Origin of the sequence: Micromonospora sp. NBC_01638, assembly GCF_045209745.1 — a bacterium.
Lineage (GTDB): Bacteria > Actinomycetota > Actinomycetes > Mycobacteriales > Micromonosporaceae > Micromonospora.
Window position 1 is genome coordinate 2,226,197 of the sequence record NZ_CP109273.1, and the last position, 13,602, is coordinate 2,239,798.

12 protein-coding genes are annotated in these 13,602 nt (G+C 70.7%); 9 read left to right on the top strand and 3 right to left on the bottom strand.

What is annotated here, in order from left to right; genetic code table 11:
- Positions 1-19: 19 nt before the first annotated feature.
- Positions 20-505, bottom strand: a complete 486-nt coding sequence (locus tag OG811_RS10515) for a methylated-DNA--[protein]-cysteine S-methyltransferase (protein WP_406073768.1) — start codon at positions 503-505, stop codon at positions 20-22.
- Between the two features lie 79 nt (positions 506-584).
- On the opposite strand from OG811_RS10515, the gene OG811_RS10520 reads away from it, so the two are divergent.
- On the top strand, positions 585-1,097 hold the full coding sequence (locus OG811_RS10520) for a hypothetical protein (protein ID WP_406073769.1): 513 nt from the start codon (positions 585-587) through the stop codon (positions 1,095-1,097).
- Between the two features lie 27 nt (positions 1,098-1,124).
- Positions 1,125-2,657, top strand: coding sequence for a flotillin family protein (locus OG811_RS10525; protein ID WP_406073771.1), 1,533 nt, complete (start codon positions 1,125-1,127; stop codon positions 2,655-2,657).
- Positions 2,658-2,736: 79 nt separating this feature from the next.
- On the opposite strand, the gene OG811_RS10530 is transcribed toward OG811_RS10525, so the two are convergent.
- Positions 2,737-4,197 (bottom strand): CCA tRNA nucleotidyltransferase, encoded by a 1,461-nt coding sequence (locus OG811_RS10530; RefSeq protein WP_406073772.1) that lies wholly within the window; start codon positions 4,195-4,197, stop codon positions 2,737-2,739.
- A 126-nt stretch (positions 4,198-4,323) separates the two neighbouring features.
- Here OG811_RS10530 and murJ point away from each other — a divergent pair, with 126 nt between their 5' ends.
- From murJ to OG811_RS10565, 7 genes are all read left to right on the top strand, one after another.
- Positions 4,324-6,075 (top strand): murein biosynthesis integral membrane protein MurJ, encoded by a 1,752-nt coding sequence (gene murJ, locus OG811_RS10535; RefSeq protein WP_406073774.1) that lies wholly within the window; start codon positions 4,324-4,326, stop codon positions 6,073-6,075.
- Between the two features lie 445 nt (positions 6,076-6,520).
- Positions 6,521-8,134 (top strand): protein kinase family protein, encoded by a 1,614-nt coding sequence (locus OG811_RS10540; RefSeq protein ID WP_406073776.1) that lies wholly within the window; start codon positions 6,521-6,523, stop codon positions 8,132-8,134.
- A gap of 43 nt (positions 8,135-8,177) precedes the next feature.
- Positions 8,178-8,894 (top strand): RNA polymerase sigma factor SigM, encoded by a 717-nt coding sequence (gene sigM / locus OG811_RS10545; protein ID WP_406073778.1) that lies wholly within the window; start codon positions 8,178-8,180, stop codon positions 8,892-8,894.
- Complete coding sequence (locus OG811_RS10550) at positions 8,891-9,883, top strand: hypothetical protein (RefSeq protein ID WP_406073780.1); 993 nt, start codon at positions 8,891-8,893, stop codon at positions 9,881-9,883. The genes sigM and OG811_RS10550 overlap by 4 nt, the downstream gene beginning before the upstream one ends.
- A 183-nt stretch (positions 9,884-10,066) precedes the next feature.
- Positions 10,067-11,017 carry a thioredoxin-disulfide reductase gene (trxB, locus tag OG811_RS10555; RefSeq protein ID WP_406073782.1) on the top strand — a complete coding sequence of 317 codons (951 nt, stop codon included), beginning with the start codon at positions 10,067-10,069 and terminating at the stop codon, positions 11,015-11,017.
- 32 nt (positions 11,018-11,049) lie between these two features.
- On the top strand, positions 11,050-11,373 hold the full coding sequence (trxA, locus tag OG811_RS10560; protein ID WP_184180006.1) for a thioredoxin: 324 nt from the start codon (positions 11,050-11,052) through the stop codon (positions 11,371-11,373).
- A gap of 171 nt (positions 11,374-11,544) precedes the next feature.
- Positions 11,545-12,705, top strand: a complete 1,161-nt coding sequence (locus OG811_RS10565) for an N-acetylmuramoyl-L-alanine amidase (RefSeq protein WP_406073784.1) — start codon at positions 11,545-11,547, stop codon at positions 12,703-12,705.
- 19 nt (positions 12,706-12,724) lie between these two features.
- Here the strand turns inward: OG811_RS10565 and OG811_RS10570 are convergent, their stop codons facing one another.
- Complete coding sequence (locus OG811_RS10570) at positions 12,725-13,390, bottom strand: GNAT family N-acetyltransferase (protein WP_272614372.1); 666 nt, start codon at positions 13,388-13,390, stop codon at positions 12,725-12,727.
- Positions 13,391-13,602: the final 212 nt, after the last annotated feature.

Sequence of the window (13,602 nt, forward strand, 5' to 3'; positions counted from 1 at the left end):
CGTTCAGCTCGACCTTGCGTCAACCGTGGGACCAGGCGTGTCGCAGCGCGACGCCGGCCTCCAGCTCCAGCAACTTGACCTTGCGGGGCAGGCCCCCACCGAAGCCCACCAGCTTGCCGCCGACGCCGACGATCCGGTGACACGGCACGATCACCGGGACCGGGTTGCGGTTGCAGGCCACGCCCACCGCCCGGGCCGCCCCGGGATCGCCGACCCGGCGCGCCACTTCGCCGTACGTCAGCGTCTCGCCGTACGGAATGCGGGTCATCTCCCGCCACACCGCCCGCTCGAAGTCGGAGCCGCGCGGCATCGACACCGGAACGGTGAACGCCGTCAACTCACCGGCGAAGTACGCCCGCAGCTCGGCGACGGCCTGCCCGGACAGCACGTGGTCGGGTTGCTCCGTGGCCGCCTCGACCCGGCCGAAATACGCGCCGCAGACGCTCGTGCCGTCGGTGGCGACGGAGAATTCGCCGATCGGTGAGTCGAGCACGGTCCAGCGCATCGACCCATTCTCCCCCACCCGGCGTACCCCGCCGGGTCGGAGGCGACCGGCGTTGCGCGACGTGGATACCGTTCAGGTCGTGGCAACAGGGACGCTCATCTTTCTCATCATCGGTGGGGCGGGCATCGGGGTGCTCGCGCTCGCCCTGCTCGGCACCGAGATTTTCCAGTTCGGCCACGCCGACGTGGACGGTCCGATCTCGGTCGAAACGGTCGCCGGCTTTGCCGGGGCGTTCGGGTTCGGCGCGGCCATCGTCAACGAGTTGCTCGGTGCGCGTACACCGGGCATGCTCGTCGGCGCGGCGGTCGGCGGCGTGCTCGCGGCCGTGCCCACCGGCTGGTTGGCGTCCCGGCTGAGCCGGTCGGCGCGGAACATGCGCACCGACCCCACCCCCACCCGCAACGACCTGATCGGCACGCTCGGCCTGGTCGTCACCCCGGTGCCGGTCGGCGGCTACGGCGAGGTCCGGGTGCGCCTCGCCGGCCAACCGGTCAAGCTCAGCGCCCGCGCGGACAAGCCGATACCGATCGGCACCCAGGTCTTCGTCGTGCAGGCGCTCAGCGAGACCAGCGTGCACGTCGAAACCTACTGACTTCCTCCTCATAGACAGGACTTATTCATGGCCCTGCTCATCGCCATCGGTGGCGCGGTCCTCCTCGCGCTCATCCTGGTGCTCTTCGTGCTCTCCCGGATCAAGGTGGCCGGGCCGAACGAGGCGTTCATCGTCACCGGCCGCAAGGGCCGCACCACGCAAACCGCCGACGGGGCCCGGTCGACCGACAACTCCGGGCAGAAGGTCGTGCTGGGCGCCTCGGTCTTCGTGCTGCCGGTGGTGCAGAAGCTCCAGTCGCTCGACCTGTCCAGCCGGCGGATCGACGTCGGCATCCGGGGCGCGGTGAGCAAGCAGGGCATCCGCGCCGATCTGCACGGCGTGGCGATCGTCAAGGTCGGCGGGACCGAGGACGCGATCCGGGCCGCCGCCCAGCGGTTCCTGCACCAGCAGGACGAGATCGACAACTTCACCCGGGAGGTGCTCGCCGGGGCGCTGCGCTCGATCGTCGGCCGGCTCACCGTCGAAGAGGTCATCCGGGACCGGGCGGCGTTCGCCAGCGCCGTGGCCGAGGAGGCCGAGCACTCGATGACCAACCAGGGTCTCGTGCTGGACACCTTCCAGCTCCAGGACATCCTCGCCGAAGGGTCCTACCTGCAGGACCTCGGCCGACCCGAGGCCGCCCGCGTGCTCAAGGACGCGGCCATCGCCGAGGCGCGGGCCCGGCAGGAGGCCGAGCAGGAACGGCTGCTCGCCGAAGAGGCAATCGCGGAGGCGAACCGGAACCTGTCCCTCAAGCAGGCCGGCATCCAGGCCGAGATCGACGCGGCGAAGGCGAAGTCCGCCGCGGCCGGTCCGCTCGCTCAGGCTGAGCGGGACCAGGCGATCCTCTCCGAGCAGCAGAAGGTCGCCGAACGCAACGCCGAACTCAAGCAGCGCCAACTGGACACCGAAGTGCGCAAGCCCGCCGACGCGGCCCGGTACAAGGTGGAGCAGGAGGCCGAGGCGTCCCGCAACGCGGCCGTGCTGCACGCGGACGCCCAGCGGCAGTCGGTGATCGCAGCCGCGCAGGCCTCCGCCGAGCAGGCGCGACTCACCGGTGAGGGTGAGCGGGCCCGGCGTGCCGCGCTCGCCGAGGCAAACGCGATCGAGGGCGCCAAGGAAGGTGAGGCCGAGCAGCGCCGACGCTCCGCGATCGCCGAGGCGGTGGAGCGGGAGGGTCAGGCCGAGGCCGCGGCCATCCTCGCCAAGGGTGAGGCGGAGGCGGACGCGATGGCGCGCAAGGCCGAGGCGTTTGCCGCGTACGGGGAGGCAGCGGTGCTGGACCTGCTGGTCAAGGTGCTGCCGCAGGTGGTGGCGGCGGCCAGCGCGCCGATCGGGGCGATCGACAAGATGACCGTCATCTCCACCGATGGTGCCTCGTCGCTGACGAAGTCGGTGGCCGGCAACGTCGCCCAGGGGCTCCAGCTCGGCAGCGACCTGACCGGGATCGACCTGCCCGGTCTGCTGGCCCGGCTCGGCTCGGCGTCCTCGGTTGGCAACGGCACCACGGCCGGCAAGGGCACCGCAGCCGTGGACGGGACGGCCGTCGAGACCCGCTGACGGTGTACGCCGACGGGCGCCGCTCCGAACCCGGAAGTGGCGCCCGTCGGCGTATCGAAAACCGACGGCCCGGTGGGGCTTACGTGATCAGGCCCTCGGCGCGGGCCCACCGCAGCAGCTCCACCTCGGCGGCGTCGCGGTCCAGCGGCCCGTGTTCGAGGCGCTGCTCCTTGAGATGCTTCCAGGCCCGCCCGACCACGGGCCCCGGCGGTACGCCGAGCAGCTCCATGATCGCGTTGCCGTCCAGGTCGGGGCGGACCCGGGCCAGGTCCTCCTCGGCCTCGATCCGGGCGATCCGATCCTCCAGCGCGTCGTAGTCAGCCGCGAGTTGGGCGGCCTTGCGCCGGTTGCGGGTCGTGCAGTCCGAGCGGGTCAGCTTGTGCAGCCGAGGCAGCAGATCACCGGCGTCGGCGACGTAGCGACGCACCGCCGAGTCGGTCCACTCGCCCCGCCCGTACCCGTAGAAGCGCAGGTGCAGCGCGACCAGCGCGGTCACCTTCGCGATGATCTCCTTCGGGTACCGCATCGCCTTCATCCGGGCCTTGGTCAACCGGGCACCGACCACCTCGTGGTGGTGGAAGCTGACCCGACCGTCGGGGGCGGCAGCCTTGGTCGCCGGCTTGCCCACGTCGTGCATGAGGGCGGCCATCCGCAGAATGAAGTCGCAGCCCTCATCCTCGTAGGAGACCGCGTTCTCGACGACCGTCAGCGTGTGCTCGTAGACGTCCTTGTGCTGGGCGTGCTCGTCGATCTCCAGCTTCAGCCCGGTCAGCTCCGGCAGGAACCGCTCGGCCAGCCCGGTGTCGACCAGCAGCCGCAGCCCGGTGATCGGGTCGATGCCGCAGAGCAGCTTGGTGAACTCGTCGCGGATCCGCTCGGCGGTGATCCGGTCCAGGTCGGCGGCCATCTCGCCCATCGCCGCGTGCACGTCCGGGTGCACGGCGAAGCGCAACTGCGCGGCGAACCGGGCGGCCCGCAGCATCCGCAACGGGTCGTCGCCGAACGACTCACGCGGGGTGCTGGGGGTACGGATCACCTTGGCCGAAATGTCGTCCAGCCCGCCGTGCGGGTCGGTGAACCGGTGCTCCGGCAGGCTGACCGCCATCGCGTTGATCGTGAAGTCGCGCCTCTTCAGGTCCTCGTCGAGGCTGGTGCCGTACACCACCACCGGGTTACGGCTGACCTGGTCGTACGACTCCGCTCGGAAGGTGGTGATCTCCAGCCGGAGGCCGTCGCGCTGGGCGCCGATGGTGCCGAACTCCCGACCGGTCTCCCAGATCGACTCGGCCCAACCCTTGATGATCCGCAGCGACTCGTCGGGGTGCGCGTCGGTGCAGAAGTCGAGGTCTTCCCCGAGTCGGCCGAGCAGGGCATCCCGTACCGAGCCGCCCACCAGATGCAACTCGTGACCGGCGCGGACGAACCGGCGGCCCAACTCGTCGGCGACCGGGGAGACCCGGAGCAGTTCGGCGACGGCGTTGCGCTGCGCGGCGGTGAGTTCGCGGCGGTCGGCGGCGGGGGGAACGGAGGCTTCGGACATGGGATCGCCAGCCTATCGGGCCGGGGTGTATTCCGATCCGCCGGGCGCGGGTAACAGGTAGCGGTTGACTAAGGTCTGTGGCGTGCGGGTCGGTGCCCGGCTCGACGTACCCCCTGGAGGCTGGAGATGAGCGGCGGGCTCTACCGCAGCGCGAATGCCGCGCACGACGGCGGGCCCGGAGCCAGTGGGCGCCCGGGAGACGGGGCGATCTTCATCTCCGCGGAGCCGCTCAACCAGCCGGCCATGGAGTCGACCGCGCCGCCGCAGGAGCAGGTGGCCGAGGCGAGTGCAGCTGCCAACAGCGCGGTGATGGCGGTCGGCAGCCTGGTCAGCCGTGGCACTGGTTTTCTGCGCACGTTGGTGCTGACCGCCGCGCTCGGCTCAGCGATCGGCAACGCCTACACCACGGCACAGATCCTGCCCGGGATGGTCTACGAGTTCCTACTCGGCGGCATCCTCACGAGTGTGCTGATCCCGGTGTTGGTCCGTCGGCGGAAGTTCGACGCCGACGGCGGCCAGGCGTACACCCAGCGGCTGTTGACCCTCGCGGTGCTCGCCCTCGGCGCGGCCGCGGTCATGGCGGTGCTCCTCGCACCGGTGCTGACCTGGCTCTATGCCAGCGACAAGTCGAGCCAGGACTATCAGGATCTCGTTACCGCCCTGGCCCGGCTCATGCTGCCGATGATCTTCTTCACCGGTCTCAGCGCTCTGATCAGTGCGGTGCTCAACACCAGGGGTCACTTCGCCGCGCCAATGTGGGCGCCGATCCTGAACAACATCGTGGTGATCGCCACCGCCGGCCTCTACATCGTGATCTTCGGGGCGAAGATCCTCGACCCGGGCCAGTTTGGCACCGGGCAGATCCTGCTGATCGGCGGCGGCACGCTGCTCGGCGTGGCGGTACAGGCCGCCGGCCTGCTGCCCGCCCTGCGCAAGGTGGGCTTCCGCTGGCGGTTCCGGTTCGACTTCCGCGCGTTGGGCCTCGGTGAACTCGGCCGCCTCGGCGCCTGGATGTTCTGCTACGTGGCGGTCAGCCAGCTCGGGCTGGTCGTGGTCTTCAACCTGCTCAGCAGAGTCCCGAAGGACGCCGCAGGTGCGCTGATCTACAACAACGTCTTCCTGCTGTTGATGATGGCGCACGGCATCATCGCCGTCTCGATCATCACCGCGCTGATGCCCCGGATGAGCGCCGCCGCGGCCGACGGCCGCTACGCCGACCTGGCTGCTGACCTGTCCCGGGGCACCCGCACCGTCTCCGCGGTGCTCGCTCCCATCGCGGTCTGCTACGCCGTGCTCGCCACACCGATCGCCTTCACCCTCTTCCGGTACGGAGCGTTCACCGACCAGAACGCCCGGTCGGTGGCTCCGGTGCTCTTCTTCGCCGCTGTCGCCCTGGTGCCGTTCGCAATCAGCCAGCTCTTCACCTTCGCCTTCTATGCGTTGCCGGACACCCGCACGCCGGCACTGGTCAACATTCCGGTGGTGGCACTGCGGGCCGGGGTCCAGATCGTGCTCTTCGCCGCCTTCTCGGCGAGCGCCGCGGCCTCCGGCATGATGATCGGCAACGCGGTCTCGTACCTCGCTGCCGCCGTTGCTTCGGCCTGGCTGCTCCGTCCCCGGGTCGGCCGGATCGGATTCGGCCACATCATGCGAACCCTGGGCCGCATCGCGCTCGCGGCGCTGGGCGCCGCCCTGGTCGGCCTGCTCGTGGTGAAGCTGCTGCCAGGGGACGACACGCCGAGCCGGCCGGAGGCGATCGTCCAGCTCGTGATCGGCGGCGCGGTGATTGGCGGGACCTACCTCGGTCTGGCCATGCTGCTGCGGATCGGGGAGATCACCGAGGTGGTCGGCATGGTTCGCCGCCGCCTCGGTCGCTGACCGCCAGCATCCGATTACAACAAGTTGATGCACACGGACCGTGACCGCGGATCACCAGGCTGGGGATGCACCTGTGGATAACTCCGCGATTCGCCGGTCAACCACCGCGTCAGCCTGTGGATAACCAACCGTACGGCTGAGCGTGACAATCCGATCGGCGGGAACATGCCAGTTGGCGGGAGCGCCCCGGCCACCCCGGCCCCGGCGTCGGTCACTTGCGGTGAAGCCGTAGATTAGCTAGTACATGTGCCAGCAACGTGGCTGACAACGGTCGTAACCGGACGAGTTCTCCGACTGCCGGAACCCCGCCGGGTGCGGCGGGAAGATGACATGTCGGGGAGACGGGCAACCCGGGTAAGGTCGCTCTCGACGGATACGGCCAGGGGCCAACGCTGAGCGTTGACACCGGTCGGCCGGTTCCTTCAACGGCAGAGCGGGAAGCCACATGCCCAGCAGTTCGGGTCCATCGATCGACACGATCACCGAGGGAGGACGGGTGACCCAGGTCGGCGAGGGTCAGGAGGCAGACGAAAGCGCTCCTCCGGTCATGACCTTCGGTGCTCCCACGGCCGGTGAAGTCCTCGCCGAGCGGTACGAACTGGTTGAGCACATCAACAACGACAGCGCGGGTCGGCTGGTCTGGCGCGGGGTCGACGTCATCCTGCGCCGCCCCGTCGCGGTGGTGCTGCGCTACCCGGGTGGGGACTCCGCCACCGAGATGCTTCAGGCCGCCGTCGCGGCCAGCCGGGTCATCCACCCCAACCTGGTCGGCGTCTACGACGCGATCGACGAGGCCGACCGGGCGTACGTGGTGCGCGAGTGGGTCGACGGGCAGTCCCTGCGGGACCTGGCGACCGACGGCCCACTGGATCCGGCTCGGGCCACCGCGATCGGCAACGCCGTCGCGAGCGCACTCGCCGCAGTGCACGCCACCGGCATGGTGCACGGCAATGTCCACCCCGGCACCGTGATGATCAGTGACGAGGGCCGCGTGGTCCTGGCCGACGCCCGCACCGATGGCGCCGACAGCCAGGAGAACGACATCCGGGCGGTCGGTGGTGTCCTCTACTTCGCCCTGACCGGCTACTGGCCGCACACCGAGGCGCCGCTGCACGGCGCCACCGCCGGCCACGGCCGCGCCGCCATCCCGGACGCTGTTCGGGACGCCGGGGGTGCCATCGCGGCACCCCGCCAGGTCCGGGCCGGTGTGCCCGCGTACCTGGACGACCTGACCATGGATCTGCTCGACGCCGAGATCGCGCCGCCGTCCTCCGATGTGCTCGCCGCCGAGCTGGCCCGACTGGACGTGCCGGCCGAGGAGGAGCACTACCTCGACAACAGTGGGCCGCTGCGGTTCGCCGCCGACACCGAAGAGGAGCCGTCGCCGCTGGCGGCGGCTGGCGGGCGCAAGGTCGCCGTGGGCATCGCCGGCCTGCTGGCGGTCGCCCTGGTCGGTCTGTTGATCGGGATCAGCGCGCTGAACGGCAAAGACAAGGACCAGCAGGCCAACCAGGGCCCCGCGCCCACGTCCAGCGCCCCGGCCGGCGATGCCACCCCGGCCGCCGTCGTGGTGCGCAAGCTGCCCGTGAAGAGCGTCCGGATCATCGACCCGGACAGCAAACTGCGCGATGAGCTGGGCGGCGCCGACAAGGTGATCGACGGCGACGCGGACAAGGGCTGGGGAACCGACACGTACACGGCGGCCAAGTTCGGCAACAACAAGTCCGGCATGGGGGTCTGGCTGGACCTGGGCGAGCCGCACAGCGTCAAGTCGGTGCAGGTGGTGCTCTCGGCCACCGGCGCGTCCGCCCAGCTCCTCACCGGCACCATCGCCCCACCGTCGACCTCCGCCGGCGACAAGCAGCTCATCGCGAACTACAAGACCGCCCAGAACGCCATCGGGCAGCCGTTCGAGGAGCACGACGGCACCACCATGGCGTTCAACGGCTTCGACGCCGACAAGAAATACCAGTACCTGCTGTTCTGGATCACCGAGTTGCCGGCCAGCGACCGGGGCTTCCAGGTCGACGTCCAGGAGATCACGGTCCAGGGGTCGTGAGCCTGGCACCTCCACCGGGGCACCGCATCCGCAGGACGTGGTGATGGACGGGCACGCCGCCGCTACGGATCTCGAGCTGCTGCGTGCTCACGTCGATGGCGACCCGCACGCCTTCGCCGAGTTGTTCCACCGGCACCGCGACCGGCTCTGGGCGGTGGCCCTGCGTACGCTGGGTGACCGCGAGGACGCCGCCGACGCACTCCAGGACGCGCTGCTCTCCGCGCACCGGGCTGCGGCCCGGTTCCGAGGTGACTCCGCCGTCACCACCTGGCTGCATCGCATTGTGGTGAACGCCTGCCTGGACCGGATCCGTCGCCGGCAGGCGCATCCGACCGTGCCGCTCCCGGATGGCAACCGTGCGGAGGACCGATCGGGCATCGGCGGAGTGGAGCCGGCCGCACCGGCGGAGGACCACGACACCGCACTGGTGGTCCGCGAAGCGCTCGCCGCGCTGCCCTTCGAGCAACGCGCCGCGCTGGTGCTGGTGGACGTGCAGGGCTACCCGGTCGTCGAGGTCGCCCACATCCTCGGTGTTGCCGAGGGAACGGTGAAGAGCCGGTGCGCCCGGGGCCGGGCCCGGCTGGCGGTGCTGCTCGGGCACCTTCGCCCGGCCGTCGCCGCAATGCCCTCGGTCCGACCGGACCCGGCCGGGCCGATCAGGGACGTGCCGGGCGTCACGCTGGGGAACCCGAGTCCAGCGAAGGGCGTCGGATCGAGGTCGGGCCGGTACCGGCGGGACGCCAACCAGGAGGAAACGTGACGACCGAGGGGTTCCGGGAGGTCGACGACGACCTTCTCGCTGACTACCTCGGCGGGGCGTTGGACGGCACCCCACAGCAGGAGGAGGTCGCCCAACTGGTGTCCGCGGACCCGGCCTGGGCCGAGGCGTACACGCTGCTGGCTTCCGCGCTGACGCAGGTCCGTACGGACCTGGCCCGCTGGGCCGAGCCGTCGCCGGAGATGCCGCCGGCGATCGTCGATCGCCTTTCCGCCGCGTTGGCCGCTGCGGAGCCCGTGCAGACCGGCACCTCGGTCGACGAGGACGGCGTCGCCGCGACGCCACCGGTCGTACCGGTGCAGGGCGGGGCCGGTCGCCGGCCGGCCATCCCGACACCGGCCAGGTCCGGGCACCCGGCGCCCACCGGCCCGGGTCGCCGCCGGGGCGGCTGGGCCCGCCGCGGCGCACCGGTGGCCGCCGCCGCGATCGCCGTCGCCGCGATCGCGCTGGGTCTCAACCAGCTGTCGATGAGCGCCTCGGACGACGCCAGCGGCGGTGCCCTGGACCAGCCGGTCAGCGCGCCCGAGGGCGCCGCGGCGGCCGGGGCGGTCCGCACCACCGGGCCGGCACTGCGCAGCGGTACGGACTACACGCCGCAGACCCTCGGCAACGCGCCGAGCAGTGACGCGCAGAGCAACCCGGCCCCCAGCCGAGCGGTCAGCGAAACGCCCGGCACGCAGCCGGGGGTGGACGCCGACGGGGATCGACGTCTGGCGGTGGGCGGGCTGAGCCAGCTGGCCCGGCTGACCGACGAGGCCGCGCTGACCACCTGCCTGGCCGACGTGGCGGCGGAGCACGGATCCGCCCCGCTGGCGGTCGAGGTGCTGGACTACGCGCGGTTCCAGGGAGAGCAGGCGCTGGTCATCCGTTTCACCGACGCAGCCGGGGCCCGCTGGGCCTGGGTGAGCGGCCCGGAGTGCGGGGTGCCCGGGTCCGGCTCGGACAGCCGGTATTCAGCGCGAGTAGGGTGAATCCACGGTCAACGGCACGATGACCGTCCACGTGAGCTGACCCACCGGATGCCCGGCTCGGGAATCCCCAGTTCGTACGATGACGTTCTGTAAGTCAGCTGTCGACCCCACCCAGGCGTCGGCAACTCGGATCAGCATCGGTGCTCGCGCCGACGCCGAACACACACAACTCGGGAGACGGCAGTGGACGAGGTCCGCAACCTGATCATCATCGGCTCGGGGCCGGCCGGCTACACGGCGGCGGTGTACGCCGCACGCGCCAACCTGAAGCCCCTGATCATCGAGGGCGTGCAGTCCGGTGGCGCGCTGATGACCACGACCGAGGTGGAAAACTTCCCCGGCTTCGCTGACGGCATTCTCGGCCCCGAGCTGATGGACAACATGCGCAAGCAGGCCGAGCGGTTCGGCGCCGAGTTCCTCACCGACGACGTGACCCGGGTCGAGCTGGTGGACACCGGCGACGCCGGGTCCGGCGCGGTGAGCACCGTCTGGGTCGGCGACAACGCCTACCGGGCCCGATCCATCATCCTCTCCACCGGTTCGGCCTGGCGTCCGCTGGGCGTGCCCGGCGAGCAGGAATACCTCGGCCACGGCGTTTCCTCGTGTGCCACCTGTGACGGCTTCTTCTTCCGCAACCAGCAGATCGTGGTCGTCGGCGGCGGTGACTCGGCGATGGAGGAGGCCAGCTTCCTCACCCGCTTCGCCGAGTCGGTCACCATCATCCACCGGCGCGACTCGTTCCGGGCCAGCAAGATCATGGCTGAGCGGGCGCTGAGCAACGAGAAGATCAAGGTCGAGTGGAACAGCACCGTCGAGGAGATCCTCGGCGACGACGGCAAGGTCACCGGCGTCCGGGTCCGCAACGTGCACACCGGCGAGACCAAGGTGCTGGACGTGACCGGCGTCTTCGTGGCCATCGGCCACGACCCCCGCAGCGAGCTCTTCCGTGACCAGGTCGAGATGGACGACGAGGGCTACGTCAAGGTCCAGGCCCCCAGCACCCGCACCAACGTGCCCGGCGTCTTCGCCGCCGGCGACGTGGTCGACCACACCTACCGTCAGGCGATCACCGCAGCCGGCACCGGCTGCGCCGCCGCGCTCGACGCCGAACGGTTCATCGCGACGCTCAGCTGAAGCAACGCAACACATCCCGGAGGAGGGGCATAGTGGGAAAGACCAAGGCGGTCACGGACGCGAGTTTCATCGCCGACGTGCTGCAGGCCGACAAGCCGGTTCTGGTGGACTTCTGGGCCGAGTGGTGCGGGCCGTGCCGCAAGGTGTCGCCGCTGCTTGAGGAGATCGCCGGCGAGATGGGTGACCAGGTCACCATCGTCAAACTCAACATCGACGAGAACCCCGAGACCGCCCGGGCCTACCGGGTGATGTCGGTGCCGACGCTCACCGTCTTCAAGAACGGCCAGCCCGTGCAGTCGATCGCCGGTGCCAAGCCGAAGGGCGAGCTGGTCCGGCTCATCGAATCGGCCCTCTGACCAGCGGAAACGTCAACCGAACCCCGCACCCGACGATCGGGTGCGGGGTTCGTTGTCTTCCCGGTCGCACCGTCGACGTTTTTCCCGGCCCGAGCCACCTCGCCGCCCCGGAACGCATAGCCTCAAGCCTGGGCCGCCCGGCCAGCGAGCGTCGTGCAGAGGGGGTCGTGCGTGCGTCCGATCCGACCCGGTGACCGGGGACCCGCGGTCACGGAGATCCGTACCATCCTGATCGGCCTCGACCTGCTCAGCACTGAGCCGCACGCGGACGAGTTCGACCTCGACACCGAGCGGGCGGTCCGCGCCTTCCAGCAGTCCCGTGGGCTGAGCGTGGACGGCCGGGTCGGGGCGGAGACCTGGCGCGCCCTGGACGCCGCCCGCTGGCGGCTCGGCGCCCGCACCCTCTACCACGCGGTCCCCGAGCCGCTCACCGGCGAGGACGTCCGGTCGCTGCAGGAACGACTACTGGAGATGGGGTACGACGTGGGCCGGGCGGACGCCATCTACGGCATCCGGACGTCCCGGGCGGTGGCACAGTTCCAGCGCGAGGTCGGGCTCACCCCCGACGGCTCCTGCGGCCCACACACGATGAACGCGCTCCGCCGGATCGGCCGCAAGGTGGTCGGTGGCCGCCCGCAGTGGCTCCGCGAATCTGACGCGATCCGGCAGTCCGGGCCGGCGCTGGTCGGCAAGACGGTGGTCATCGATCCAGGGCACGGGGGCACCGACCCCGGGATGGTGGTGCCCGACGGGTCGCTGCGCTGGACCGAGGCGGACCTGGTGCACGACCTGGCCAGCCGACTGGAGGGGCGACTCGCCGCGACCGGGGTGCGGGTGCAGCTCACCCGGGGCCCGGCGCCCGACAGTTGCCTGCCGGACACCGACCGGGCCCTGCTGGCCAACTCGCTGGGCGCCGACGTGTTCATCTCGCTGCACCTGGACGGCCACGCCAACCCGGACGCCGAGGGCGTCGCGACCTACCACTACGGCACCGACAACGGGGTGACCTCGGCGACCGGTGAGCGCCTGGCCGGGCTGGTGCAGCGGGAGATCGTCGCCCGGACCGGGCTACGGGACTGCCGTACGCACGCCAAGACATGGGACCTGCTGCGACTGACGCGGATGCCCGCCGTCCGGGTCGAGGTCGGCTACCTCACCTCGCCCACTGACCGCGCCCAACTGGTCGACCCCCGGTTCCGGGACCGTGTGGTGGAGGCGATCGTGGCCGCGGTGCAACGGATGTACTACCCGATCGAACGGGACGTCCCGACCGGTTCGCTGGACGTCAGCGAACTGCGGGCCGTCGTGACCGCCGGCACGGTGGCCGACTGATCCGCCGCCCGTTCAGCGGTCAGCCGTTGGCGGCGTGGGTAGCCGGGGCGGGACGGACCGGGCGGAGCAGGGTCTCCGGGCTCATCGAGCCGAGCAGCTTCTCCAACGCGTACTCGACGTCGGACTTCCAACTCAGCGCGGTACGCAGCTCAAGGCGCAGCCGGGGGAAGCGCGGATGCGGACGTACGGTCTTGAACCCCACTGACAGGAAGAAGTCGACCGGTGCCACGCAGCCACCCGCAGGGTCGTCCGCGTCGCCGAACTTGGCGTCGCCGAACGCCTCGATGGCCTTGATCCCCCGCTTGGTCAGGTCCCGGGCGACGCCCTGCACCAACATCCGACCCAACCCACCGCCGGCGAAGGCGGCAACCACGTTGGCGGTCATCAGTAGTACCGCGTCAGCGGAGACCGGCGAGGTCGGGAACGCCATCGAGCGGGGTACGTAGGCGGGCGGGGCGTACATCACGAAGCCCGCCGGCATCCCGTCGACGTAGGCGAGTTTGCCGCAGGAGCCCCACTCCAGCAGCGTCTGGGAGACCCACGCCTCCTTCTCCAGGCCCGGATCCCCGGCGGCGCAGGCCCGGTCCGCGGAGACCGGATCGAGCTCCCAGTAGACGCATTGCCGGCACGGGCGAGGAACGTCTTCCAACGTGTCGAGGGTCAGGCTGACCAGACGTCGCGACATTGGCGCATCCCCACAATAGGCTCGGTGGTGAGACCGGCATGGAACGACAGCGCCGCCTTCCTGCCCCCCGACGAGCGATCGTACGCCGCCGATCGGCGGTACGGGAGGGGACGCGCGAATGCCCACCACACCGGGGTACGCCGGTCACGGTCCGCCATGTGGTCGATCCATCTCAGCAGGTCGGCGGCGCGGCTTTGCCGGACTAGGATCGA